Here is a 23500-nt window from a genome sequence, read left to right as displayed (position 1 = left end):
GTTCTTATCAATAAAATAGGAATAATTTCATGAGCAGAGCGATTCGACACAACATGGACAGTCCCTGGGAGCGGGCGAAGATGGAACCGATCATGCGCGCCGATATTGCGGCCTTCGGAGCAGGACGAGCCGAGATGGCCAACGCGATGATCGAGCAGAGTGGCATGCGGGTCCGTCCGGACCGCAACCGTGGCCGATCGGCGGGCATCAATCCGTCTGGCCGGTTCGAACCTGTCAGCCGGCATGCCTTCGACGATGGGTGGAGTTCGCTGGAGGAGTTGCCCCCGTTCAAGACCGAGGTGCAGGTGGAGAAGCCGCGCACCATCATCACCCGCAACGAATCGCCCGACATCTCCTTCGACCGGTCGATCAATCCCTATCGCGGTTGCGAGCACGGTTGCGTCTATTGCTTCGCGCGGCCGACGCATTCGTTCATGGGCCTGTCGCCGGGCCTGGATTTCGAATCCAAGCTGTTCGCCAAGCCGGATGCGGCACGCCTGCTCGACAAGGAGTTGTCGAAGGATGGCTACCAGCCGCGCACCATCGCCATCGGCACCAACACCGATCCTTACCAGCCGATCGAGAAGCAGTACCGGATCATGCGCGAAATCCTCGAAGTGCTGGAGGCACGCGGTCATCCGGTCGGCATCGTCACCAAGTCAGCCCTGGTGGTGCGCGACATCGACATTCTGTCGCGCATGGCCGAGCGCGGGCTGGCCAAGGTGGCGCTGTCGGTGACGACGCTTGACCGCATGCTGGCCAGGACGATGGAACCCCGCGCATCGACCCCGACCAAGCGGTTGGAAGCGATCAGGCGGCTTTCGGATGCCGGTATCCCGGCTTCGGTGATGGTGGCGCCGATCATTCCGGGCCTGACCGACCAGGAGATGGAACGCATCCTCGACTCGGCACACCATGCCGGTGCGCGCGAGGCCGGCTATGTGGTGCTGCGCCTGCCGCTGGAGGTCAGCCCGATTTTCAAGGACTGGCTGCTGCGCCACTATCCCGACCGCTATCGCCACGTGATGTCGCTGATCCGTTCGATGCGCGACGGCAAGGACTACGATTCGGAATGGGGCAAGCGCATGAAAGGCGCCGGACCTTATGCTTGGCAGATCGGCCGGCGCTTCGAGATCACCGCCAAGCGGCTCGGCCTCAATGCTGAACGGCGCACGCTGCGGACCGATCAATTCGTCGCGGCCGGTAAGGACCAGGAGCAGTTGATGCTGCTCTGAAGCCGAAAGACACCGCGGCTGTTCATTGCCGCCGTGGCGAAAAAATCCCGTCCGGCCTGCCCCGGCCTGCAGACGGTGCCCTCCCGGTCCGGCGCCCCACCCGACCCGGAGGGACTTGCGGAGAATCAGAGCCGATGCGAACCTCGCCGCAACATGGCTCGCGCGCGTTCTGATTCTCCGCCTCTCTTCGAAATCGTCGAGAAACCCGATTTCTCCTTCGAGACGAAGGCGATGGCCGATGGCCTGTGGCCGGTCGCGGGGATGGACGAAGCCGGCCGTGGCCCGTTGGCCGGGCCGGTGGTCGCGGCGGCAGTGGTACTCGACCCCGCCAACATTCCCGAAGGGCTCGACGATTCCAAGCGGCTTAGCCACTTGCAGCGCGAAGCGCTGTTTCTGCGCATCATCGGCTCCGCGCTCGGCGTCTCGATGGCGTCGGTCAGCGCCGAAGGCATCGATGGCAGCAACATCCTCAAGGCGAGCCTCGAAGCGATGCGCCGCGCACTTGTCGGGCTGCCCATCCAGGCAAAGCTCGCGCTGGCGGATGGGCGCGACGTGCCGCCGGGACTGCCTTGCGAAGGGCGCGCGCTGATCAAGGGCGACCAGCGCTCGCAGTCGATCGCCGCAGCCTCGATCGTGGCCAAGGTCATGCGCGACCGCATGATGTGCGGCTGCGGCAATCATCACGACCGCTACGGCTTCGAAGTCCATATGGGCTACGCCACGGTCCGGCACCGTACGGCGATCGAGGCGCATGGCCCCGTCGCTCGGCTGCACCGCACCTCGTTTGCGCCGTTCAGGTTAGGCGGCGCCGAGGTGACGGAAGAAGAAGAAAGCTTCGCCGGGCTGGAGTAAAACGACGGCAGCGGTGTCGGCCGATCTCCCCCCTTGTTGTGGGGGAGATTGGCAGCGTTGACGCGCCGCATAAAAAAAGCCGCCAGGTTGCCCGGGCGGCTCTTCAATATTGATCGTTCAGCTCAGTTCAGCTTCGCCTTCACATCCTGCAGCGCGGACTTGAACAGGTCGGCTCCGGCCTTGGCGTCGATCTTGCCGGCAAGCAGCGCGCGTGCCGCCTCGACAGCGATGTCGACGGCGCTGGCGCGCACTTCGCCGATCGCTTCGCGTTCGGCCTGGCCGATCTTCTGCTCGGCAAGCGCGGTGCGCCTGGCAACGTAATCCTCGGTCTTCTTGTGGGCATCGGCGGCCAGCAGATCTGCCTCGCGCTTGGCGGCCGCGACAATGTCGGCAGCTTCCTGCTCGGCTTCCTTGCGCTTCTTCTTGTACTGACCGAGCAGTTGCTGAGCTTCTTCGCGCAGCTTGCGTGCCTCGTCGAGTTCACTGCTGATCCTGGCGGCGCGGGCGTCGAGCGCCTTGGCGATCATGCGGGGCACCTTGATGTAGACGGCGATGCCCAGGAAGATGATCAGGGCAATCGTGGCCCAGAGCGTTGCGAGAGATGTAGCGTCCATGATGCGCTCCTCACCGGGCCACGGATTTGACCGCGGCCGCGATCTCGGCCTTGCTGGCCTTGCCGCCAACCAGTGCCTCGACGATCGCCGAAGCGGTGTCCTCGGCGATGCTGCCGACTTCCTTCATGGCATTGGCCTTGATGGAAGCAATGCGTGCCTCGGCCTCGCCAAGCTTGGCGTCGAGCGCGGCCTCGATCTTCTTGCGCGCGGTCTCGGCTTCCGCCTTGGCCGCATCGTTGGCCTGCTGGCCGATCGAGTTGGCGTTCTTCTTGGCTTCAGCCAGTTCCTGCTCGTAAGCGGCAACGGCGGCGTCGGCCTCGCCCTTCAACTTGGCTGCCTGGTCGAGATCCTGGCTGATGCGGTCGTTGCGGACATCGATGATGCCGCCGACGCGCGGCATCACGACCCGCTTCAGGAAGAGGTAGAACAGCCCGAACGTGATCGCCAGCCACAGAAGCTGCGACGGAAACGTCTCCGGATTGAATGGCGGAAACGTGCCGTGCGCTTCGGCAGGCACGCTGGTGCCGGAATGCGTGTCGCCTCCGGTCGCAGCGTGGCTGGTGTCGGCTGATGGCGCGGACTCTTGCGCGAAGGCAGATGTCACGAACATGGACTATCCCCAGATATCAGGCCCGCCGCTAGCGCGGCCGGCCTGTCCAATCTTCTCAGTACTCAGCCGAACAGGGCCAGCAGGGCGATGAGAAGCGAGAAGATGCCCAGAGCTTCGGTCACGGCGAAGCCGAAAATCAGGCGGCCGAACTGGCCGTCGGCAGCCGACGGGTTGCGCAGCGCGCCCGAGAGGTAGCTGCCGAAGATGTTGCCCAGGCCAATGCCCGCGCCACCCATGCCCAGGCAAGCGATGCCGGCGCCGATGTACTTTGCTGCTTCTGCGTCCATTTGTTCAACTCCTTTGGATCTGAAAATTCCGTTGCGATTTCATCCGGCACCAATGTTGGAAACTCTTGGGCCGGAACTCTTGGCCTCAGTGCCCGGGATGCAGGGCGTCGTTGAGATACATGCAGGTCAACACGGCAAAGACGTAGGCCTGCAAGAAAGCGACCAGCAGTTCAAGCGCCGTCAGCGCCACCGCCATCGCCAACGGCAGGATCGAACCCGCCACACCGACCGCGCCCAGAGCGGAGAGGCTGACGACGAACCCAGAGAACACTTTGAGCGTGATGTGGCCGGCAAGCATGTTGGCGAACAGACGAACCGAGAGGCTGACCGGGCGCGACACGAAGGAGATGACCTCGATCAGCACCACCAGCGGCAACAGGAACACCGGCACGCCATGCGGCACGAACAGCTTGAGGAAACCAAGACCATGCTTCATGAAGCCGTAGACCACCACGGTTCCGATCACCAGGGCCGCGAGGCCGAAGGTGACGATGATGTGGCTTGTGACAGTGAAGAAATAGGGAAACAGGCCGAGCAGATTGGCGACCAGCACGAACATGAACAGCGAGAACACGAAGGGGAAGAACTTCATGCCCTGCGTGCCGGCGGCGTCGCGCAGCATGTTGCCGACGAATTCGTAAGCCATTTCGGAGACCGACTGCAGTCGTCCTGGCACCAAGCTGCGGCTCGACGTCGTCAGAAACAGGAACGCCGCGGCAACAACGACGGTGGCGACCATGAACAGGGCGGAATTGGTGAAAGACAGGTCATAGCCGCCGATTTCGATCGGTATCAGCTTGTTGATATGGAACTGGTGGATCGGATCGACCTTGTCAGCTGCCACGTTCAAACCCCGTCAATGCCGCGTACGGCTAAATTACCATTGCCGCCTGAAGGGCGGTCATTTGCTGTCGTCCCGGTCATGGCGCGGCTTGGCACCTTGTCCGAATTCCGCCACAACGCCAGCCGAACGCATGACATTGAGCACGCCGGCGCCAAAACCAAGCAGCAGGAAAACGATCAGACCCCACGGCGATGTCCCCGCCATACGGTCGATGATCCAGCCGATGCCGGCGCCCACCACCACCCCGGCGATAAACTCGCTAGATAGTTTGATCGCCTGACCGTATCCGGTCACTGGTTTCGCGTCGTCTTTCCCCTCGAGCCGGTTCGGCAGCCTTGTCGCAAGCGATGCTCCAAGTTCACGCCGACGTCGCTCAAGATCGTCGTCGCGGATTTCGGGGTCATGCTCTTTGCCACGGCCGGTTTCTCCGGTTCCGTCTGGCCCTTTTTTTTCGGCCATCGCAACCCCCTGCCCGGGCAGACCGTCACCGTCCGTCCGCTTCTAAAGTCGCCGGCAACATAGTTAGAGGGTTTGCGCCCGTCAAGCCACGGACGGAACTTCCGAGCTGTGTATTTTAGACAATAAAATCAATGTACTAGGAAGGTGCGACATCGTGCCCGCGGCGATCAGGGGGATGCGCCGCGCGAATCCCCCAGACAATGGCTCTCCGATCGACCGTGCGACCGCGCGAAAGAACGGCGGGCGGCGGGCCGCTCAACTCCAGCCGCCACCATAGGTCCGGTAAAAGATATGCAGGCCGATCTTGGTCATCTTCTGCATTGTGCGCGCCCAGCCGGGATGGACATAATTGGCATAGTAGTGGGTGGACGATCCTACTTCCGGAATGAAGATCTTGCCGGCGGTGACGGCCATGCCGATGTCCTGCGCGGTCTGGTAGGCGACAGGATTGTCGATGCGCTTCTTCCTGCCGTCGCAAGCGAATGAAAACTGACAGCGGTTGAACCAGTTGTCGTTCTGGTAGACGACGCCGCAGATCGAATTGGGATAGGCGGGATTGCGGACCCGGTTGAGGATCACCTGGGCGACGGCGGCCTGGCCGCGCACTGCTTCGCCGCGTGCCTCGAAATAGATGCCGTTGGCCAGGCATTTCTGCTCCGGCTTGGAGAAGACGCCGGCAGGAAGCGGATTCTGGATCCAGGCGTGGTCGCCCTTGGCCATCGGCGGAATGAAGCGGCCGCTGTTGGGCTGCTCGTCCTGAAGCAGGGCTTCAAAGGGCGAGGCCTTGGCATAGTCCGGCGCGGATTGTGCGTAAGCGGTCGCCAGCACATCGGGATGGTCGTTGTTGACCAGGGCTGCAAGCATGGCCGGCACGCCGGGATCCGGCTTCCTGTCCTCACGCGCGTGGAAGGCGGCGGCGATCTGGATTTCCTTGCCTTTGATCTGAGGCTTGGCGAATGCCATTTTCAAGTCGCTGTCCATGCTCGGCCGCATCAGCGAGGAGGTCCGCTGGAAGATCGAGCCGGCATTGAAGTTCTTCGGCGGCGCTACGGGAGAGACCTGGACGATGCGGCCCTTCTTGTCGGCGCGCACAACGCGATCCTCGTCGGGCGACCCGCTGACCTTGCCGCCCTTGCCGCGGAACGAAACGGAGCCGATGCCGGGAAGGCGAACGCCGGAACCCGAGATCGAGCCGGTGATGTCGGACTCGACGAACGGCATCTCGGCCGCGTGGACCGAACCGGCGACGGATTTCTCGACATAGGAGTTCCAGCGCGCGGTCGGCGATTCAAGGCCGGAAACGAGGCTGGTCATGTCCTGGTAGGCGGCGACGGTCGGAAAGCCGATCCAGATACCGAGACCGAGGATGAACGGAGACACAAGGCTGCGTTTCTCACCGGCGGCGGCCATCAGCCGCTTCAACACACGTCGATGCACGGAACTCTCTCCAGGAACGCAACTGACCCCACTGGAGAGCAAAATGATGCATTAACCTTGATGGGACGTTAACGGGATCGGTCGGGTTTTCCCGGTCGGCTCAAGGTCGTGGCTTCGAAGTCGGGCGGTTTTGCGGCGGGAACTCAGGCCCGCGGCAGGAAGATCGGCCAGGCGATCAGCGCGCAAACCGCGGCCGACAGCCAGACGCCGGGCCAGGACCAGAGGTGCAGCAGCCCCGGAATGGCTACCGGCACCAGGAAGAAGCCGACGAAGACAAAGCTGTTGGCGAGGCTGAGCGCGGTTCCGACATGGCCGGCACCGGCCAGCGTGGCAAGCTCGGTATAGGCAACGCCGTGCCAGGCGGAGACCGAGATGCCGGCGACGACAAGCACCAAGGGCAGGACGGCGATCAGGACGGATTGGCTGCCAGGCATTGCGGGTACGGCCAGAACCAGCACCCAGAGCATCACGAAGGCCAGGGCGCTCAGCGCACTGCACAAGCGAAGAAACTGACGGCGGTTGCCGTGGCGGTCGGTGAAGCGGCCGCTCCAGACGCGCATGACCATGGCACCGACCTGTACCGCGGCGAGGCTGGTGCTGATCGCCGTCGTGCCAAGTCCGGCAAAGTCGTGCAGGAACACCGATGCGAAAGTGAGGACCGCCACTTGCGGAAAACAGAGCAGGCCGATGGCGGTCGAGATGCGCCAGACCTCTGTGTTGCGCAACGGTGCCGGACCGGCCACGCCAGACGGAACGGCGTGGCCGCCACCCGCCGTCGGCGGTTCGTGCAGCCAACGCCAGGCGAACAGGGCGGAGAGAGCGGACGCCGCCGCCAGGAGCCCGAACACCGCGGCAAAACCGGAAGCCAGAGCAAGCGAAGGCAGGACGAGCGCGCCGAGGCCGCCGCCAAGCGGCACCGCCGTCTGCCTGATGCTCATGGCAAAACCGCGCTCATTCTCGCTGAACCAGGCCATGATGGCCCGACCGCTCGAACCGTTGACACTGCCGCCGAGCAGTCCCGTGACGAGCAGGCTTGCCGCCAGCAGCGTGACATCGGGAATGCCCGCCCTTGTCGGCACCACGAGCATCGCCATCGCAAGCAGCCACGCCGCCGTCGCGCCAAGCCCGATCAGAAGCACGCGGCGATCCCCCCAGCGGTCGGTGAGCAGACCCCATGGCAGTTCGCTGAGCGCAACCCCCAGCCCGAGAAGGCCGAGCGCCAGGCCGAGTTCGGCATTGTTCAAGTGATAGCCTTGGCGAAGCACGACCGCCGTGGCCGGTATGCCCGAGAAAGTGGCCGAGAAACCGGCGTTCGCGGCAACCCCGATACCCAGGACCTTCCAGCGATGATTAGGCCCGAAGGTCCGGCCGGCCGGGGTGGTGGCGGCGCCTCGCCCGGATGGCTGGCAATCGTTGCGAATGACGGTGGCAGACATGATTCCATTCCCGTGACGCCGGTCGAGCGGCCTTGACGGGATGGATGTAGCGTCATAGCTTCATCCATAAAATCAGGAAGTTTTTGATTAATAATCCTAAAAACAAGGACGATCCGATGCGACGTGTCACATTCGATCTTGACGTGCTGAGAACTTTCATCACCGGGATGGAACTGGGAAGTTTCGCCAGGGCAGCCGAGCGGCTTGGCCGCTCGACCTCCGCCGTCAGCGCACAGTTGAAGAAACTGGAGGAGCAGGCCGATACGCCGATCTTCCGCAAGGCAGGGCGTGGCCTGTCCCTGACCGAAGCCGGCGAGACGATGCTCGGTTATGCGCGGCGCCTGATCGAGCTCAATGACGAGGCAGCGTTGGCCATCCGTGACGTCGAATTGGAGGGCTGGGTGCGGCTCGGCCTGCAGGAGGATTTCGGCGAGGCCGTGTTGCCGGAAGTGCTCGCCCGCTTCGCCCGTGCCCATCCCAAGGTTCGGATCGAAGCACGGATCGGGCGCAGCCACGAATTGGCCGAGCGTATCCTCTCCGGCAATCTCGACATCGCGCTCGCCTGGCATGACGGCACGAAGCTGCCATACAGCCGTCATGTCGCCGACGTGCAGGCGCGCTGGATCGGCCCGGCAAAACCGATGGAGGCAGGCTCACACACTGACGAGACGCTGCAACTGGTTGTGTTCGAGGCGCCTTGCCTGCTGCGCACCGTGGCGACCGAGACGCTGGATCGTGCCGGGCGGCCCTGGCGCATGGCGTTCTCCAGCCCTAGTCTTGGCGGCATATGGGCGGCGGTGGCGGCAGGCCTCGGGCTGACGATCCGCACCGATATCGGCCTGCCCGCAAATGTCAGGGCGCTCGCGCCCGGAGTGCTCGGGTTGCCGCCGCTGCCGAAGATGGCGCTGCACCTGCATCAGAAGGATGCCGAGATCGATCCGGTCGCGGCGCGGCTGGCCGACATCCTGCTCCAATCGGCGTTCGAGGCGTTGCCTGAGGGCGCCGAGACGAAAGAGAACCTGCTGAAAGTCGCTTAAGCGTTGCCGAGCCGCGCCTCAGCGCTTCTTCGCCCTGCCAGCGAAGGGGTTGTCTGAAGTGCGCAGCGCGATGCGGATCGGCACGCCCGGCATGTCGAAGGCTTCGCGCAGGCTGTTGGATAGATAGCGGACATAACTTTGCGGCATCGCGTCCGGCCGCGAGCACTGGACCACGAAGCCCGGCGGCCGCGTCTTGGCCTGGGTGACGTATTTGACCTTCAGCCGGCGCCCGGCAACGGCGGGCGGCGGATGATGCGTCAGGATGGCTTCGAGCCAGCGGTTGAGCTTGCCCGTCGAAACACGGCTGTTCCAGACCTTGTGCGTCTTCAGCACCGCATCCATCAGCTTGTCGAGGCCGCGTCCGGTCTCGGCCGAGACCGGCACGGCCTGAATGCCGCGCGCCTGCGGCAACAGCCGCTCGGTCTTCTCGCGCAGTTCGGCCAACAGCTCCTGCGGGTTGTCGATGAGGTCCCATTTGTTGAAGGCGATCACCGGTGCCCGGCCCTCGCGGATGATCAGGCCGGCGATCTGCAGATCCTGCTTCTCGAAAGGAATGGTGGCGTCGAGCACGATGATGACGATCTCGGCGAAGCGGATGGCGCGCAAGCCATCCTGCACCGACATCACTTCCAGCTTCTCGTGGATCCTGGCCTTGCGGCGCATGCCGGCCGTGTCGAACAGTTTTATGCGGCGGCCGCGCCAGTCCCAGTCGACGGAGATGGAATCGCGGGTGATGCCGGCTTCCGGTCCGGTCAGCAGCCGCTCCTCGCCGATCAGTGCATTGATCAGCGTCGACTTGCCGGCGTTAGGACGGCCAACGACGGCGATGCGCATCGGCTTGGTGTCGTCATAGGCCGGCTCTGCATCCGGATCGGCGATGTCCTCGCCGATCAGCACTTCGTTGGCGGCGGCTTCTTCGTCTTCGCCGTCCTCGTCTTCACCGAAGGCGCGCGCCTGGCCAAGTGCTTCGATCACGGCGTCGCGCAGGTCGGGCATGCCCTGGCCATGTTCGGCCGAAACCGGGATCGGCTCGCCAAGCCCGAGCTCCCAGGCTTCCAGCATGCCGCCTTGGGCGCCCTTCGCCTCGGCCTTGTTGGCAACGAGCACGACCGGCTTGCCGGATTTGCGCACGATCTCGGCAAAGGTCCTGTCATCCGGCAACAGGCCGGACTTGGCGTCGATGGTGAAGAAGATCAGATCCGCCTCGCGGATGGCGATTTCGGTCTGCGCGCGCATGCGTCCCGGCAAGGTCGAAGCGCCGGCATCCTCGAAGCCCGCTGTGTCGATGACATCGAAATGAAGATCGTAAAGCTTGGCGGCATGGACACGGCGGTCACGGGTAACGCCCGGCGTGTCGTCGACAAGCGCCAGCTTCCTGCCCACCAGCCGATTGAAAAGCGTCGATTTGCCGACGTTAGGTCTGCCTATGATGGCGACTTTGAAGGTCACGATGCACTGCCCGACCCGCGGATCAGCTCGGACATCAAGGTCGCCCGCTCGCGCGTGTTGCGCGGGGCGCCGTCATCGGAGGCGATCTGGTCGAACAGCTTCAGCGCGTCCTGGGTCTTGCCTTCCTTCCAGGCGGCAAGCCCGAGCGCCTCGCGCGCGCTGTGGCGCAGCGTGTTGGTGTCCGATGTCAGCGCCTCGACGCGGCTCGACACGTCGGCGAAGGAGCCGTGATCGACGAGCAGGAGCGCCGCCCTCAGCCGCGCCATGTCGCGCAGACCCTGGGGAATAGCGGTGTCGGCGGCGACATCGTCGAAATCCTTGACGGCGGCATCGACGTCGCCCTTGTTGGCCTTGACGGTCGCGGCGCGCATGCGGGCGAGCAGCGGATAGGCGCCGTAGCCATCCTTCTCCAGCTGAACGAGCGCGGCCAGCGCATCATCGTTCTTGCCGTCATTGGCAAGCTTCAGCGCCTGCGAGAAGGCGTCGCCGGAGCGGTTGGCACGTGTCTCGTCCCAATAGCGATAGCCGACGAAGGCGGCGGTACCGAGCACCACCAGGATGGCAATCACAAGCAAGGCCGGGCCGAAACGGTCCCACAGCTTCTGCGCCTGTTCGCGACGCATCTCGTCATTGACTTCGCGGATAAAACTGTCGTCGGACATCAATCAAGCCATTCCTGCCCCGGGCCGGGGCGGTTCATGAGCCCGCGTTTTAGCGAAATTTTGTCGGCATGGAAGGGGTTCGAGCGGAAAATCGGCTATTGCCGGGGCAAACCAACGAAAACCCCAATCGCACCGGCGCCACATTTGCGCGATAGCCGGCTTGCCGACCACCCGGAGCCCGTAAATTTGCCGATGCCTTGTTTGTCCCGCGCTGTCGCGTTCTCGCTTGCCTCGTTCGCCACCGCCGGCGCGGCCCTGGCCGATCCGCCCGCGCCACCAGCACCGGCAAGGCCGAAGCAGGTCGTCATCATCTCCTTCGACAGTGCGCGCGACATCGCGCAGTGGAAGCGCAGCAGGGCGCTGGCCCAGCGCACCGGTGCGCATTTTACTTATTTCCTGTCCTGCGTCTTCCTCCTGTCGCCCGAGACACGCGGCCAATATACCGCGCCGGGCAAGAGCGCGGGCAAATCCAACATCGGCTTTGCCGTCTCCAGGCAGGAAGTGGCCGAGCGGCTGGAACAGATCGGCCTCGCTGCCCACGAGGGCCACGACATCGCCAGCCACGTCTGCGGCCATTTCGACGGCAAGGACTGGACCAAGGCCGACTGGCTGAAAGAGTTCGGCTCCTTCGAGCACATTCTCGAGAACGCCTATGCGATCAACGGCATTGCGCCCGAACCCGAGGGCTGGCGTGATTTCGCGCGGCATGCGGTGGTGGGTTTCCGGGCACCGTATCTGTCGACAGGCAAAGCGCTTTACGAGGCACTGCCGGCGGCCGGCTATCAATTCGACGCCAGCGGCGTTTCAAAGGGCCCTGCCCTGCCGCCGACCGTCGGCGGCATCACCCGTTTTTCCCTACCGCTAATCCCGGAGGGACCGACATCGCGGCCGGTGATCGCCATGGACTACAATCTCTATATCAGGCATTCCGGCGGCTTCGAGCGGCCGAGCAAGGCCGGCGAGTTCGCGGACCGGACCTATCAGGCGTTTCGCGCTGCGTTCGACGCACAATATCAGGGCAAGCGCATTCCGCTGGAACTCGGCTTCCACTTCACGCTGATGAATGACGGCGCCTACTGGAACGCGCTGGAACGCTTTGCCGGCGAGGTCTGCGTCAAATCAGATGTCGAATGCATCAGTTTTCGCGATTATGTTTCGCGGCAGGATGGCGTCCAGAAGCAGGCCTCGGTTGGCGGTTGAACCGCCAACCCGTCTTTCGTCAGAGCATCCTCAAGCCGGATCTTCGGCGCCATGCCTTGCCAGATAACGCTGATCGATATCCGGCAGCGGCTCACCCAGCAGCGTCGCCTCGAAGGCGCGCAGGCGTTTGTGCACGGACTGCAGTTCGACGATCGTCGACCACGAGGTGAGCAGAAATTGCAGCGAACCCGTCACCTTGCCGAAGGCATTGGAGATCTGGTTCAGCGCACCGAACGTTATCTTGTGCGCGACCAGCGACGGACCCAGGATCAACAGCGAGAAAATATTGTCGGCCTGCAGGTAGGTGTACCGGACGACGTTGAAATAGATGTAGTGGAAATAGAGCCTGAAATAATTGTGCCGGACATTGGCGAACAGCTCGGTGGTGGTGGCGGGTTGCGCCCTGTCCGCATGATCCTCGCCATAGACCAGTTCCTTGCGGTAAGCGGCTTCGACGCGCTGGTTGCGGAACTGCAGCCCCGGAAGCTTCATGCCGGCAATCATCACCGAGATCGTGCCGAACAGACACCAGGCAAGTGCCGCGACCACCAATGGCTGCGGGATCGCGCCGAGGATCGGCAGTTCGCTGATATGGGCCTGCAACTGGATCATGACCGGCAGGAAGGCGATCAGGGTCATGATCGACTGAACGAAGCTGGAACCGAGATCCTCCATGATCTGAGAGAACCGCATCGTATCTTCCTGGATACGCTGCGAGGCGCCCTCGATATGGCGCAGCCTGCTCCAGTTCTCGATAAAGTAATTGTTCATGGCCGTGCGCCAGCGGAAGATCCAGTGGCTGACGATGAAGGCGTTGACCACCTGCACGTTCATGCCGACCAGCGCCAACCATGAGAAGTCGGCCAATCCGATATAGAACTCCGCGTTCGTCGACTTTCCGGTCCCCGACATCAACCCCTGTACATAGTCAAAGAACGGACCGTACCAGGCGTTGACGGCCACGCTGACCTGCACATTGAAATAGATGAAGAACAGGATTACCGCCGTCATCAGGATCGACCAGCGCTGCCATGGATGCGGCGAATACCAGCTCCAGAACGCGTAGAAGATGGCCACGCACAGCGCGAAATAGATATAAAACCAGATGAACGGTTTCGACGCCAGCACGGCGATACCGATGATGGGCGCCGCATCGGCGGCTGCCGGCGGAAGGCCCACAAGGCCTCCCAACTGCTCCCCGCCGAAAAACCAGAACAGGATCGCCGCAAGGCTCCAGATGGCGGCCGAAGAGAAGAAGAGCTTCGGCTGCGGGAAGAAGGATACGAACACTGTGGCGAATTCCTCGATCTATGCGCAAATCAGGTGGGTTCGGCGGGCATAAAGTCACACATTAGGGGGAAAGAAAATGCCTGCCCGATCTCAGGCGCGGAGCAAGACGGCAAATCATGGCGATTTTGGCGCAGCCGACCATGTGACGGCCCCGGAGACGACCAGGACGGCCGCGGCGACGATGGAGGCGAGGAAGAAATCGCCCGACGCCTGCGCCAGAAGCCCGGCCGCGATCGGGCCGATGATCTGGCCAAGACCGAAGGAGGCGGTCATCAGGGCAAAGACGCGCCGGGGCGACCCTGGCGCCTGCTGCCGCGCCGCCTGCAGACCAAGTGCCGTGATGGCAATGAAGGTGCCGCCGAGCAGCACGCCCCCAAGCAGCGGCCCCGTGCGCCCGCCGGCGGCGACGCTCGCGGTAACGCCGACAACTTCGACGAAGCATCCCAAGGCATAGGCGGCATAGAGCCCGATCCGCGCCGCTATCTTCTGCCACAGCCAGACCGAAGGGAAACCGGCAAGGCCGGCAACCATCCACACCACGGCCTCGAAGACGCGGCTGCCGCCGCCTTGCCGGACAATGGCGACGAGGAAGGTCGCCGTCACCACATAGCCGAAACCGAACAGACCATAGGCGACGATCACCTTCATCAGCGACCGGTCTTTCGGCAGCGCCGGTTCAGGGAGGGCTTCGCCATTGGTGAGCGGACCCTGGTTTGCCAGCAGCGCCACGGCGACGAAGCCGCAAGCCGAAATCGCACCTGACCACAGCCAGCCCTGCGCCCACCCGGCGTGCCCCCTGACCAGTACGGCCATCATCGCCGCCGATATCGCGATGCCGAGGCCAACGCCGCCGAAATGCCAGGCCTGCAAGTCGCCGCGCCCGGCCGCAGCGATATGGCTGAAAACGATGCTGGCCATGAACACCATGACGAAGGCGCTCGCCAGACCGGCCAGAAAACGGATGGCGAGAAAGGCGGCCATGGTGTCGGTCAACCCCATCAGGGCGGCCAGCATGGCGCTGGCACCGAGGGCGACGAGCATCAGCAAACGCTCGCGTCCATGCGCCCAGTTACCCGCCGCCGCCAACGCGCCGACGAGGTAGCCGAGATAGTTGGCCGAGGCGATCCAGCCGGCATCGGCCGGCGACAGATGCAGTTCCTCCATCATGCCGGGCAGGATCGGCGTGTAGACGAAGCGGCCGATGCCCATGGCCACCGCCATGGCGATCATTCCGGCGAAGGCGTAACGCAGCGCTGTCGATTGGGGCGAAGTCATTGCAGTGCACAATAAATGTGCGGGCGGATGAAACAATCCGCCTTATGTTGGGCCAGTTCAGTGCCCTGATCGCGCTCAGCAGCGCCCGCCGAAACCGGCGCTCAGTGAAACGGTCTCATGCACGGTCCGGCGCGCCGTCAGCCGGAACGGCACATCACCGAGCTCGCGCTCCGACATAGCGTCAAGCGCCGGATGCGCAAGCGGATCGGTCAGCCATCTCAGCGTATCGATGTCGCAGCGCGTGTCGTCGGAAGAAGTGGCGGCGAACAGGACCTTCAGCGACAACAATATCCTCAACATTTCCGGCTCCATAGGGCCTGTCTCCATCCATAAAGTCCGCCGTTTCTATATCTCTTTCAATTGAGATTTCGGCCGGATCGGTTTAGAAAATCTCAAATGGCCATACTCAACCGCGTTCATCTCAACGGCCTTCGCGCCGTGGAAACCGTCGCCCGTCTCGGCTCGCTCACGACCGCCGCCGGCGAACTCAATGTTTCTGTCAGCGCCGTCAGCCAGCAGATCAGCCGCACCGAAAAACAGCTCGGCCAGGCACTGTTCGAGCGCACGACGAGCGGTCTCGTGCTGACCGAATTCGGCGCGGTCTTCGCGGCCCGCCTTGGCGCTGGATTTCGCGAGCTTGCCCAGGCCGTGGCACTGGCCGACGAGGCGACCCAATGCACATTGGTCGTTTCGGCGGCACCGGCCTTCGCCTCCAAATGGCTGTTGCCACGGCTGTCGCGGCACTTCGACCGGCATCCCAACGTACTGTTGCGCATCGATGCCTCGGTGCGGCTGGCCAATCTCGATCGCTCGGACGTCGACATCGCCATCCGGCTTGGCGACGGCAAATGGCCGGGCGGAAAGGCGGAGCTGCTTTTGGCGCAGGAAGTCTTCCCGGTCTGCGCGCCTGGCATTGCAAGAAAACTGAAGTCGATCGGCGACCTGGCGCAGACCTGCGCCATCACCGACGAGCGGGCGATGATCAACTGGGAAAGCTGGTTCGCGGCCGCCGGCGTTCAACCCGTCACCTTCCAGAAAGGCGCGCGCTTCACCGACCCGATGCTGTGCCTGGAATCGGCAATCGCCGGCCATGGCGTGATGCTGGGCTGGCAATTGCTGACGGCCGATGCGCTGGCCGACGGGCGGCTGGTGGCACCGTTCGGAATCCGCGCCCAGAGCGGACTCGGCTACTGGCTGGTGACCTCCACCACCAAGGCCGAGAGCCGCAAGGTCCGGGACTTCAAAATCTGGATCAAGGAAGAGATCGCGGCGACGATGGCGCAGTTCGGATCGTCGGTCGGGGGGCCCAGCGGCGCGATCGCGGTGGAAAGCAACGCGGCACCGGTCTATGTTCAATCAGACATCCCACTACGACAGGCAGGATCATGACCACACATTCGCGCGGCGTTTCCGCAACGATCGACCCGGTGAAGCTCGACAGGCTGGCGGAGGTCGCCATCAAGGTCGGGCTGCAATTGCAGCCCGGACAGGATTTGGTGCTGACATCGTCGATCGCGGCGCTGCCGCTGACCAGGCGCATCGTCGAGCATGCCTACAAGGCCGGCGCGGGGCTGGTGACGCCGATCTTCAACGATGACGAGATGACGCTGGCGCGCTACCGTTTTGGCGCCGACGCCGGCTTCGACCGCGCCGCCGGCTGGCTCTATGAAGGCATGGCGAAGGCCTTTTCCAACAACGCCGCCAGGCTTGCCGTGCGCGGCGAGGATCCGTCGCTGCTGTCGGCGCAGGACCCGGCGAAGGTGGCGCGCGCCAACAAAGCCAATTCGATGGCCTACCAGCCGGCGCTGGAGAAGATCACCGGCTTCGACATCAACTGGAACATCGTCGCCTATCCGGATCTGGCCTGGGCAAAACAGGTATTTCCGGGCGAGCCCGACGATGTCGCGGTGGCGAAGCTGGCGGACGCCATCTTCTCCGCTTCGCGCGTCGACGTCGAGGATCCGATCGGCAACTGGAAGGCGCATAACGCAGCGTTAGCCGAGCGCACCAAATGGCTGAACGAGCATAATTTCCTTTCGCTGCATTTTGCCGGACCGGGCACCGACCTGACGGTCGGGCTGGCCGATGGCCATGAGTGGATGGGCGGCGCCTCGACCGCCAAGAACGGCATCACCTGCAATCCCAACATCCCGACCGAGGAGGTCTTCACCACGCCGCATGCGAGGCGGGTCGAGGGCCATGTCTCTTCGACCAAGCCGCTGTCCTATCAGGGCACGCTGATAGACGACATCTCGGTGCGTTTCGAGGAAGGCAGGATCGTCGAGGCCAAGGCTTCGAAAGGCGAGGACGTGCTGAAGAAAGTGCTCGACACCGACGAAGGCGCGCGCCGCCTCGGCGAGGTGGCGCTGGTGCCGCATTCCTCGCCGATCTCGGCCAGCGGCCTGTTGTTCTTCAACACGCTGTTCGATGAAAACGCCGCCTGCCATATCGCGCTGGGCCAGTGCTATTCGAAGTGCTTCGTCGACGGCGCCTCGCTCACCCAGGACGAAATCGCGGCGCGCGGCGGCAACAAGAGCTTCATCCACATCGACTGGATGATCGGGTCGGACAAGATCGACATTGACGGCGTCGCCAGGGATGGCAGCCGCGTGCCGGTGATGCGCAAGGGCGAGTGGGCCCAGGGGCTGTAGCCAGCGGAGGTGTGATGGCCTTCGACATCGCGGTCAAGCGCGTCTACGAAGCACCCGGGAAGGACGATGGCCAGCGGGTGCTGGTGGATCGGATATGGCCGCGCGGCGTCGCCAAGAAGGATGCGGCGCTGGCGCTGTGGCTCAAGGAGATCGCGCCGAGCGACGAACTGCGCAAATGGTTCGGGCATGAGCCGGCGCGCTGGGCGGAATTCCAAAAGCGGTATCGTGGCGAGCTGGATGGGAATGAAAAGGCGGTGGCGCAATTGCGCGCCCTGCTCGGCGACGGCAAGGTGACGCTGCTCTATGGCGCCCATGACGAAGCGCATAACAACGCCGTGGCGCTGGCGGGGTATTTGCGAGCCCACGCATACCATCGAGGCGCCGGCGGGACAGAAGGGGGCGCGAAGGATCGCGGCGGGGGTGAGAGTCGGGTCTACTTCCCGCCCACCGCCCCTTCATAAACATCCGGCTTGAACCCGACGAGGATACTGTCGCCGACTTCCAGCACCGGACGCTTGATCATCGTCGGCCTGGCCAGCATCAGCGCTTTCGCCTTCTTCTCGTCGAGGCCTTGCCTGTCCGCCTCCGGCAGTTCGCGAAAGGTCGTGCTGCCCTTGTTGAGCAGCTTCTCCCAGCCGACCTTGCCGACCCAGCCATTCAGCCTGTCTGCCTCGATCCCTTGCGCGCGATAATCGTGGAACCGATAGGCAACGTCATGGCTCTCCAGCCAGACGCGCGCCTTCCTGATCGTGTCGCAGGTGGTGATGCCGTACATGGTGATCGTCAAAGCGTGGTCCTCTGGCTGACAGTCGAATCCGCCCACAGCCTAAAACCGCCCTTCCCGCTTTGCCAGCAAATCGTAGGCGCGAAGTGGGCCGGAACCGATCGTTCCGGCCCGGTAGCTCAATAGTAGAATCGCTCTTCGGTGATCTTGCCGTTCTTGACCGTGTAAAGGCCGACCTCATCCATGGTAACACGCTGGCCCGTGGCCTTGGGCGTTATGTCAAACGTGAAGCGCACCGCGAACTGGTCACCATTGACATAGGGACCCTCGACCGAGCCGCCATGGACTTCGTTGTTCTCTTGCCACCACCGGCTCTTCTCCTTGAGAGCCGCTTTGCCGTGGCTGACGGCCATCGGCCCCTCCATGGCTTCGTAGCTGGTGATATCGTCGGCATTGTACTTCTCGGCAGCGCCTTCATTGTCGCCCTGCTTGAGAAGCTCGGTGAAATCCTTGGCAATTTCCGCTGTGGTCATTTGTGTTCCTCCTGTTCAGACCCATTGCAAATAGGGAACCGCCTGCTGGCCGACCATTGCCGGACCGTTCGATAGCTGACATGGCGCTGTCAGGATGGGTGCGCGCGGGCTACGATGACCAACCTCTAGATCGCGGGCCGGGCATCGTCCTGGCCGTTCAGTTCCCAACGCCCGTGCACTCTGTAGACACGCTTCCGAATAAGACTGTGGACCAGCACAAAATCCCGCACAGTCCAGCCGACCGGATCGATTGATCGTTCGCGTATCCTGGGAACACGCACTTCGTCGCGAAGCAATGTGACGTGCGGTTCGATGGATTTCGTAACGAAAGGCTTCAGCGGACTGTCGGAAATCACCGCGGTGAGATCACGCCAGAACGTCTGCAGCGCCGGATTGCCGTCGCTGCTACGCAGAACCAGAGCACCACCACCAAAAGCCGCCAACCGATTGAAGGAAACCTCGAAAGGTCTTGCAACGATCATCGAGCCTATATGCCGGGCGATTTCAACCAGCTCTTCTGGAAATTCATGATGGTCGCCGAGACCGACGAGCGAGATATGGATGTGCTTTTCCGGAACGAACCGACCCTGTAGTTCGAACTCTCCACTCAAGGCGACAGCCTTTCGCGCGACCATGGCCGCGGTCGCACTCTCAGCAAGGATAGCGAAGAATATTCGATTATGAAAATGTCGCTCGGCCTCCTCCCATCGGAAAAAGGTCTGGCCGTTCCTTGCTGTCCCGAATGCAGGCTGCCCACTCACAACTGATCTCGTCCGGCACTTGTATCCGATCGCCCAATCTAGAACAAAACAGGAACAAATTCAAGTACGGAATGCCACAGGTCGAAGCGTCGTCGCCGCAGTCGCAAATCGGCCTCTCACAGACAACACGGCAAGTGGACCACCCAAAGAGGGATAGACCTTTGGCAGGAATCCGGTGAAAGTGCCGCGCCAATCCGGCAAACCGCAGCGATGACCGAGGAACCGCCCGCATGACCAACCCGACACATCTGCCCGCAGAAGGCCTATTTGTCGGGCGCGCCAGGAGCGGCGATGTCTCGCATCCCGTGGTGGTTGTCGTGCGCGACGGCACGGTTTTCGACATCACGTCGAGCGCGGCGCCCACGGTGCGCGACGTTTGCGAATTGGCCGATCCGGCCGGCCATGTGCGTTCGGCCAAGGGCAGGCCGGTCGGCCTGCTCGACGACATTGCGGCCAACAGTTTCGAAGCCATGCGCGATCCGGCAAAACCATTTCTGCTGTCTCCGGTCGACCTGCAGGCGATCAAGGCATCCGGTGTCACTTTCGTCGTCAGCCTGCTCGAACGGGTGATCGAGGAACAGGCGCGCGGCTCGGCGGAAAAGGCCGACGCTATCCGCGCCGACATTGCCGGTCTGATCGGCCACGACCTGTCGAAGCTCAAGCCCGGTTCGCCCGAGGCGATGGAGATCAAGGCCAAGCTGATTTCGCGCGGCGCCTGGTCGCAATATCTGGAAGTGGGCATTGGGCCCGATGCCGAGATCTTCACCAAGTGCCAGCCCATGGCGTCGGTCGGCTTCGGCGCCGATGTCGGCCTCCACCCGGTGTCGACCTGGAACAATCCGGAGCCGGAGATTGCCATGATCGCCGCCTCAAGCGGCAGGATCGTCGGCGCCACCATCGGCAACGACGTCAATCTGCGCGACGTCGAAGGGCGCTCGGCGCTGCTGCTCGGCAAGGCCAAGGACAACAACGCCTCGGCTTCGCTTGGCCCTTTCATCCGGTTGTTCGACGACACGTTCTCCCTCGCCGATGTGAAGCAGGCCGTCGTGCGCCTGAAGGTCGAGGGCGACGATGGATTCTCGCTGGAGGGCGCAAGCTCGATGGCCGAGATCAGCCGTTCGCCGGAGGAGCTGGTTGCGGCGGCCATGGGGCCGCACCACCAGTATCCGGACGGGCTGGCGCTCTATCTCGGCACGATGTTCGTGCCGTCGAAGGATCGCGGCGAAAAGGGCAAGGGGTTCACGCACAAGGTCGGCGACATCGTCACCATCTCGTCGGAAAAATTCGGCGCGCTGGTCAACCGCGTGCGGCTGTCGCCCGATTGCCCGCACTGGACCTACGGCGCCAGCCATTTGATGCGTGACCTCGCCAGGGCCGGCCTGCTCTAACCGGCTGTTGAAGAAGTCCATTTGCGGGCGATGAAGTCTGTTTCATCACCGTTGTGGAAGCAGATTTGGCCTATAATGGAGCCATCCGGTTGGATTTCAGCCCAACCGTCGCCCTGAACCTCGTCCATTTCGTCATTGCCTTGCCAGGCAAAGGCGACATGGTTGACGTCGCCGCCACCAAATATCTGTCCGGTGACGCAGCCGAAGGCGAATTCGCCGGAACCGTTGGCTTCAAAGAGGATGTGAGCGGGCTCGACCATGTCGGGATAGTCCTCGACATAGTCGGGCATCTCAACGATCCGCCAACGCCCCATGATGCTCATGCCGGCGCTGCCAGCAGCTTGGGCAGGCGGATCAGGTTGTAGGCCGCTAGGCCCAAGGTGAAGGCAGCATTTACACGGGCGCATCCTCGCAGCTTGACCTTGGCCATGCCGGCCGAAGACTTGATCCAGCCGAACACCTCTTCGATCCGCTTGCGGCAGCGCTGGCTGGCTCCATAGCCCGGATGACGCTTCGTGCGGTCATCGATTGCCGTTACGCGGGGCTTACCGTTCTTGCTGAGATGACCATCGACGGCGACATGCGGCGTGATCTTGCGCTCGCGCAGATCCTGGATGAACTGACGCACGTCATAGGCCTTGTCGGCGCCCAGCGTGATGCGCCGTCGCGATGGCCTGCGATCCAACATAGCGAGCGCGGCGTCACGCTCGCCCGTGCCTGTGGCCTGGGTGATGCCACCATCGACCGCGAGCCCATGACGGTTCTCCATCAGCGCATGCCCCATGTAGCAGAGCTTCGCCGGCTGTCCGTCGCCCTTCTTATAGAGCCGCGCCTGCGGATCGCTCGTGCTCTGGTGCGTGTCGTTGGAGCGCTTCTCCTTATGAAACCCGCGCTCGGCGTTACGACCCGCGCCATCGGGATCGTTGTCGCTGCCATCCTTGCGGCGGAAGCTCTTGATCGAAGCCCAGGCGGCGATCAGCGTCCCATCCACCGAGAAGTGGTCCGACGACAAAAGTCGCTTCACCTTCGGCTGCGCTAGCACCGCGCGCAGGAACTTCGCCGCGATCTCGCCTTCGAGCAGACGCTCCCTGTTCTTGGTGAAGCTTGAATGGTCCCAAGCCGGATCATCAATGCCAAGACCCACAAACCAGCGGAACAGAAGATCGAACTCCATCCGATCCATCAACTGGCGCTCAGAGCGGATGCCGTAGAAGGCCTGCAACAGCATCGCACGCAGCAACCGCTCCGGCGCTATCGACGGCCGGCCGAGCCCAGGTGGGTAGATCGCCGCAAAATCGCCGTCCATCTCCGCAAGCGCTGCGTTGACGATCTCCCGGATCGTGCGCAGCGGGTGATCACCTCGAACGCGCTCCTCAAGGTCGACATACGAAAACAGCGAACCTGTCCGCTCGTCCAATCCGCGCATCCACGAACCCCCAATCGATCCAGGATCAGTGAATCACGCTCCCAACAACTGCGCCAGCACTTCTTCAACAGCCTGTTAACCGGCTCTTCGGGGGCTTTTGCCCCCAGTGAGCGCCCAAACTGGCCAGGACAATCCGCCCGGCTGAGCCTCGGCGCCAATCATCCGGCTGCCTGGAAAAAATCATCCCAACTGATGCGATCTGATGGGGTCGTTGATGGCGCCCCGTCAGGCGCCAACTACATCTGCAGATGGAGGCTTGCCATCCGTCGAAAAAGGGAATGCTCTTAGGCATCCGAGCGGCGCTGGCAAAAGACGCAATCCGGCTGAAGCCGGAACAAGGGACGGATCATCTTCAACCGGGAGGAAATCAAATGCTGACGAGATTAAGACTTGTGCTCTACGGCCTGCTGATCGCGCTGACGGTCATTCCGGCTGCCGCGCAGGCCAAGACGTTCTACTGGATTTCACATGGCGGACCGGCCGACCCGGTCTGGACCTATTTCCTCGCCGGCGCCAAGCAATGGGCCAAGGACACCGGCAACACCGTCAACACCTCGTTCCACAATGGAGACGTCGCCTCGCAGCAGGAAGCGGTGCGCGCCGCCCTCTCGGCCAAGGCCGACGGCATCGTCACCACCAGCCCCGATCCGGGCAGCCTTGTCGAGATCGTCAAGGAAGCGCGCGCGGCCAACGTCCCGATCATCAACTTCAACACGCCCGATCCCAAGGCCAATTTCAACGCCTATGTCGGCGGCGACAACGTCACCTTCGGCAAGCATTGGGCGCAGTACCTGGTCGACAAGGGCCTGGTGAAGAAGGGCGACTTCGTCTGGATGCCGGTCGAGATCCCCGGCGCCACCTACGGCGTGCAGGAAGAGGAAGGCATCAAGAGCGTCTTCGGACCGCTCGGCATCACCTATGAAGTGACCGAGGCGACGCTCGACCAGGCCGAGGTGATCAACCGCATGGTCGACTACCTCACCGCCCATAAGGGCAAGGTCAAAGCCATCATCGGCCTGGGCGACCTCGTCACCGGTTCGATCAAGCGCGTGTTCGACCAGGTCGGCGTCAAGCCGGGCGAAATCCCGGTCGTCGGCTGGGGCAACTCGCTCGACACCACCCAGGAAGTGCTGAACGGCTATGTCAATGCCGGCCAGTGGCAGGATCCGCAGGCGACCAGCTATGTGGCACTGTCGCTCGCCAACATGGCGGCCAGCGGCATTCCTCCGGGCTTCAACGTCATCACCGGCGCGCTCTACGAGAAGGACACCGCGGCGGTCTACGACAAGATCCTGTCCGGCAAATAATCCGCGATCGCTGGCGCCGCGCA

Annotated in this window: 25 protein-coding genes and 1 pseudogene; 9 read left to right on the top strand and 17 right to left on the bottom strand. The window is 63.0% G+C overall.

From position 1 onward, the window contains the following. The first annotated feature begins 80 nt into the window (after nucleotides 1-80). Both M653_RS0104925 and M653_RS0104920 read left to right on the top strand, forming a co-directional pair. Nucleotides 81-1235 carry a PA0069 family radical SAM protein gene (locus M653_RS0104925; protein ID WP_027142305.1) on the top strand — a complete coding sequence of 385 codons (1155 nt, stop codon included), beginning with the start codon at nucleotides 81-83 and terminating at the stop codon, nucleotides 1233-1235. A gap of 153 nt (nucleotides 1236-1388) precedes the next feature. Next, nucleotides 1389-2087, top strand: a complete 699-nt coding sequence (locus M653_RS0104920) for a ribonuclease HII (RefSeq protein ID WP_027142304.1) — start codon at nucleotides 1389-1391, stop codon at nucleotides 2085-2087. 122 nt (nucleotides 2088-2209) lie between these two features. Here the strand turns inward: M653_RS0104920 and M653_RS0104915 are convergent, their stop codons facing one another. The 7 genes from M653_RS0104915 to M653_RS0104885 form a co-directional block, all read right to left on the bottom strand. Next, on the bottom strand, nucleotides 2210-2701 hold the full coding sequence (locus M653_RS0104915; protein WP_027142303.1) for a F0F1 ATP synthase subunit B: 492 nt from the start codon (nucleotides 2699-2701) through the stop codon (nucleotides 2210-2212). A 10-nt stretch (nucleotides 2702-2711) separates the two neighbouring features. Continuing rightward, nucleotides 2712-3311: a F0F1 ATP synthase subunit B gene (locus M653_RS0104910; protein WP_027142302.1), complete on the bottom strand. Its 600-nt coding sequence runs from the start codon at nucleotides 3309-3311 to the stop codon at nucleotides 2712-2714. Between the two features lie 62 nt (nucleotides 3312-3373). Beyond that, entirely contained in the window at nucleotides 3374-3598 is a 225-nt protein-coding gene (locus M653_RS0104905) for a F0F1 ATP synthase subunit C (RefSeq protein ID WP_013896722.1), read from the bottom strand. Nucleotides 3599-3683: 85 nt separating this feature from the next. Next, on the bottom strand, nucleotides 3684-4442 hold the full coding sequence (locus M653_RS0104900; protein WP_027142301.1) for a F0F1 ATP synthase subunit A: 759 nt from the start codon (nucleotides 4440-4442) through the stop codon (nucleotides 3684-3686). A 57-nt stretch (nucleotides 4443-4499) separates the two neighbouring features. Continuing rightward, entirely contained in the window at nucleotides 4500-4901 is a 402-nt protein-coding gene (locus tag M653_RS0104895) for an AtpZ/AtpI family protein (RefSeq protein ID WP_027142300.1), read from the bottom strand. Nucleotides 4902-5156: 255 nt separating this feature from the next. Continuing rightward, nucleotides 5157-6338 carry a cell wall hydrolase gene (locus M653_RS0104890; protein ID WP_027142299.1) on the bottom strand — a complete coding sequence of 394 codons (1182 nt, stop codon included), beginning with the start codon at nucleotides 6336-6338 and terminating at the stop codon, nucleotides 5157-5159. A gap of 143 nt (nucleotides 6339-6481) precedes the next feature. Then, nucleotides 6482-7774, bottom strand: a complete 1293-nt coding sequence (locus M653_RS0104885; protein ID WP_027142298.1) for an MFS transporter — start codon at nucleotides 7772-7774, stop codon at nucleotides 6482-6484. 116 nt (nucleotides 7775-7890) lie between these two features. Here M653_RS0104885 and M653_RS0104880 point away from each other — a divergent pair, with 116 nt between their 5' ends. Beyond that, nucleotides 7891-8811 carry a LysR substrate-binding domain-containing protein gene (locus M653_RS0104880; RefSeq protein ID WP_027142297.1) on the top strand — a complete coding sequence of 307 codons (921 nt, stop codon included), beginning with the start codon at nucleotides 7891-7893 and terminating at the stop codon, nucleotides 8809-8811. 18 nt (nucleotides 8812-8829) lie between these two features. On the opposite strand, the gene der is transcribed toward M653_RS0104880, so the two are convergent. Further along, nucleotides 8830-10260 carry a ribosome biogenesis GTPase Der gene (der, locus tag M653_RS0104875; RefSeq protein WP_027142296.1) on the bottom strand — a complete coding sequence of 477 codons (1431 nt, stop codon included), beginning with the start codon at nucleotides 10258-10260 and terminating at the stop codon, nucleotides 8830-8832. Then, nucleotides 10257-10922, bottom strand: a complete 666-nt coding sequence (locus M653_RS0104870) for a tetratricopeptide repeat protein (protein WP_027142295.1) — start codon at nucleotides 10920-10922, stop codon at nucleotides 10257-10259. The genes der and M653_RS0104870 overlap by 4 nt, the downstream gene beginning before the upstream one ends. A gap of 192 nt (nucleotides 10923-11114) precedes the next feature. On the opposite strand from M653_RS0104870, the gene M653_RS0104865 reads away from it, so the two are divergent. After that, nucleotides 11115-12122: a polysaccharide deacetylase gene (locus M653_RS0104865; RefSeq protein ID WP_027142294.1), complete on the top strand. Its 1008-nt coding sequence runs from the start codon at nucleotides 11115-11117 to the stop codon at nucleotides 12120-12122. 30 nt (nucleotides 12123-12152) lie between these two features. Here M653_RS0104865 and sbmA read toward each other — a convergent pair whose 3' ends face one another. The 3 genes from sbmA to M653_RS0104850 form a co-directional block, all read right to left on the bottom strand. Continuing rightward, a complete protein-coding gene (gene sbmA, locus M653_RS0104860; RefSeq protein ID WP_027142293.1) occupies nucleotides 12153-13412 on the bottom strand; it encodes a peptide antibiotic transporter SbmA in 1260 nt (419 codons plus the stop codon). Between the two features lie 114 nt (nucleotides 13413-13526). Next, entirely contained in the window at nucleotides 13527-14687 is a 1161-nt protein-coding gene (locus tag M653_RS0104855; protein ID WP_027142292.1) for a YbfB/YjiJ family MFS transporter, read from the bottom strand. Between the two features lie 75 nt (nucleotides 14688-14762). Continuing rightward, nucleotides 14763-14987, bottom strand: a complete 225-nt coding sequence (locus tag M653_RS0104850) for a hypothetical protein (protein WP_032935024.1) — start codon at nucleotides 14985-14987, stop codon at nucleotides 14763-14765. A gap of 96 nt (nucleotides 14988-15083) precedes the next feature. Between M653_RS0104850 and M653_RS0104845 the strand changes: the two genes are divergently transcribed. The 3 genes and pseudogenes from M653_RS0104845 to M653_RS01000000132085 form a co-directional block, all read left to right on the top strand. Further along, nucleotides 15084-16076, top strand: coding sequence for a LysR substrate-binding domain-containing protein (locus tag M653_RS0104845; RefSeq protein WP_027142290.1), 993 nt, complete (start codon nucleotides 15084-15086; stop codon nucleotides 16074-16076). Next, nucleotides 16073-17338 carry an aminopeptidase gene (locus tag M653_RS0104840; protein ID WP_027142289.1) on the top strand — a complete coding sequence of 422 codons (1266 nt, stop codon included), beginning with the start codon at nucleotides 16073-16075 and terminating at the stop codon, nucleotides 17336-17338. Before M653_RS0104845 ends, M653_RS0104840 begins: the two co-directional genes overlap by 4 nt. 14 nt (nucleotides 17339-17352) lie before the next feature. Then, nucleotides 17353-17694, top strand: a pseudogene (locus M653_RS01000000132085) (DUF488 domain-containing protein); the annotation flags it as partial. A gap of 77 nt (nucleotides 17695-17771) precedes the next feature. On the opposite strand, the gene M653_RS0104830 reads toward M653_RS01000000132085, so the two are convergent. The 3 genes from M653_RS0104830 to M653_RS0104820 all read right to left on the bottom strand — a co-directional run bounded on the left by M653_RS0104830 (nucleotide 17772) and on the right by M653_RS0104820 (nucleotide 19230). Continuing rightward, on the bottom strand, nucleotides 17772-18125 hold the full coding sequence (locus tag M653_RS0104830; protein WP_027142288.1) for an ArsC family reductase: 354 nt from the start codon (nucleotides 18123-18125) through the stop codon (nucleotides 17772-17774). A gap of 116 nt (nucleotides 18126-18241) precedes the next feature. Next, a complete protein-coding gene (locus M653_RS0104825) occupies nucleotides 18242-18595 on the bottom strand; it encodes a nuclear transport factor 2 family protein (RefSeq protein ID WP_027142287.1) in 354 nt (117 codons plus the stop codon). Between the two features lie 125 nt (nucleotides 18596-18720). After that, nucleotides 18721-19230, bottom strand: a complete 510-nt coding sequence (locus tag M653_RS0104820) for a 2'-5' RNA ligase family protein (RefSeq protein WP_245262058.1) — start codon at nucleotides 19228-19230, stop codon at nucleotides 18721-18723. A 356-nt stretch (nucleotides 19231-19586) separates the two neighbouring features. Between M653_RS0104820 and M653_RS0104815 the strand changes: the two genes are divergently transcribed. Then, complete coding sequence (locus M653_RS0104815) at nucleotides 19587-20744, top strand: fumarylacetoacetate hydrolase family protein (RefSeq protein WP_027142285.1); 1158 nt, start codon at nucleotides 19587-19589, stop codon at nucleotides 20742-20744. Here the strand turns inward: M653_RS0104815 and M653_RS0104810 are convergent. Continuing rightward, on the bottom strand, nucleotides 20741-21034 hold the full coding sequence (locus tag M653_RS0104810; RefSeq protein ID WP_245262057.1) for a hypothetical protein: 294 nt from the start codon (nucleotides 21032-21034) through the stop codon (nucleotides 20741-20743). The two genes, M653_RS0104815 and M653_RS0104810, sit on opposite strands and share 4 nt — an antisense overlap. A 29-nt stretch (nucleotides 21035-21063) precedes the next feature. Next, a complete protein-coding gene (locus tag M653_RS0104805) occupies nucleotides 21064-22170 on the bottom strand; it encodes an IS5 family transposase (RefSeq protein WP_027142283.1) in 1107 nt (368 codons plus the stop codon). Between the two features lie 371 nt (nucleotides 22171-22541). Here M653_RS0104805 and M653_RS0104800 point away from each other — a divergent pair, with 371 nt between their 5' ends. After that, the gene (locus M653_RS0104800; RefSeq protein WP_023794606.1) at nucleotides 22542-23477 is read left to right on the top strand and encodes a substrate-binding domain-containing protein; all 936 of its coding nucleotides are present in this window, start codon (nucleotides 22542-22544) and stop codon (nucleotides 23475-23477) included. The last annotated feature ends 23 nt before the right edge of the window (nucleotides 23478-23500 follow it).

Source organism: Mesorhizobium sp. WSM3626 (assembly GCF_000513935.1).
GTDB lineage: Bacteria > Pseudomonadota > Alphaproteobacteria > Rhizobiales > Rhizobiaceae > Mesorhizobium > Mesorhizobium salmacidum.
The sequence above is the reverse complement of the archived record's forward strand: the minus strand, read 5'-3'. Positions and strand labels throughout refer to the sequence as shown.

Excerpts from the sequence above, each read along its gene's own strand:
- M653_RS0104925 (WP_027142305.1), top strand. The coding sequence starts at position 81 with ATGGAACCGATCATGCGCGCCGATATTGCGGCCTTCGGAGCAGGACGA.
- M653_RS0104920 (WP_027142304.1), top strand. The coding sequence starts at position 1,389 with ATGGCTCGCGCGCGTTCTGATTCTCCGCCTCTCTTCGAAATCGTCGAG.
- M653_RS0104915 (WP_027142303.1), bottom strand. The coding sequence starts at position 2,701 with ATGGACGCTACATCTCTCGCAACGCTCTGGGCCACGATTGCCCTGATC.
- M653_RS0104910 (WP_027142302.1), bottom strand. The coding sequence starts at position 3,311 with ATGTTCGTGACATCTGCCTTCGCGCAAGAGTCCGCGCCATCAGCCGAC.
- M653_RS0104905 (WP_013896722.1), bottom strand. The coding sequence starts at position 3,598 with ATGGACGCAGAAGCAGCAAAGTACATCGGCGCCGGCATCGCTTGCCTG.
- M653_RS0104895 (WP_027142300.1), bottom strand. The coding sequence starts at position 4,901 with ATGGCCGAAAAAAAAGGGCCAGACGGAACCGGAGAAACCGGCCGTGGC.
- M653_RS0104885 (WP_027142298.1), bottom strand. The coding sequence starts at position 7,774 with ATGTCTGCCACCGTCATTCGCAACGATTGCCAGCCATCCGGGCGAGGC.
- M653_RS0104880 (WP_027142297.1), top strand. The coding sequence starts at position 7,891 with ATGCGACGTGTCACATTCGATCTTGACGTGCTGAGAACTTTCATCACC.
- M653_RS0104870 (WP_027142295.1), bottom strand. The coding sequence starts at position 10,922 with ATGTCCGACGACAGTTTTATCCGCGAAGTCAATGACGAGATGCGTCGC.
- M653_RS0104865 (WP_027142294.1), top strand. The coding sequence starts at position 11,115 with ATGCCTTGTTTGTCCCGCGCTGTCGCGTTCTCGCTTGCCTCGTTCGCC.
- M653_RS0104855 (WP_027142292.1), bottom strand. The coding sequence starts at position 14,687 with ATGACTTCGCCCCAATCGACAGCGCTGCGTTACGCCTTCGCCGGAATG.
- M653_RS0104850 (WP_032935024.1), bottom strand. The coding sequence starts at position 14,987 with ATGTTGAGGATATTGTTGTCGCTGAAGGTCCTGTTCGCCGCCACTTCT.
- M653_RS0104845 (WP_027142290.1), top strand. The coding sequence starts at position 15,084 with ATGGCCATACTCAACCGCGTTCATCTCAACGGCCTTCGCGCCGTGGAA.
- M653_RS0104840 (WP_027142289.1), top strand. The coding sequence starts at position 16,073 with ATGACCACACATTCGCGCGGCGTTTCCGCAACGATCGACCCGGTGAAG.
- M653_RS0104825 (WP_027142287.1), bottom strand. The coding sequence starts at position 18,595 with ATGACCACAGCGGAAATTGCCAAGGATTTCACCGAGCTTCTCAAGCAG.
- M653_RS0104820 (WP_245262058.1), bottom strand. The coding sequence starts at position 19,230 with ATGGTCGCGCGAAAGGCTGTCGCCTTGAGTGGAGAGTTCGAACTACAG.
- M653_RS0104815 (WP_027142285.1), top strand. The coding sequence starts at position 19,587 with ATGACCAACCCGACACATCTGCCCGCAGAAGGCCTATTTGTCGGGCGC.
- M653_RS0104810 (WP_245262057.1), bottom strand. The coding sequence starts at position 21,034 with ATGCCCGACTATGTCGAGGACTATCCCGACATGGTCGAGCCCGCTCAC.
- M653_RS0104805 (WP_027142283.1), bottom strand. The coding sequence starts at position 22,170 with ATGCGCGGATTGGACGAGCGGACAGGTTCGCTGTTTTCGTATGTCGAC.
- M653_RS0104800 (WP_023794606.1), top strand. The coding sequence starts at position 22,542 with ATGCTGACGAGATTAAGACTTGTGCTCTACGGCCTGCTGATCGCGCTG.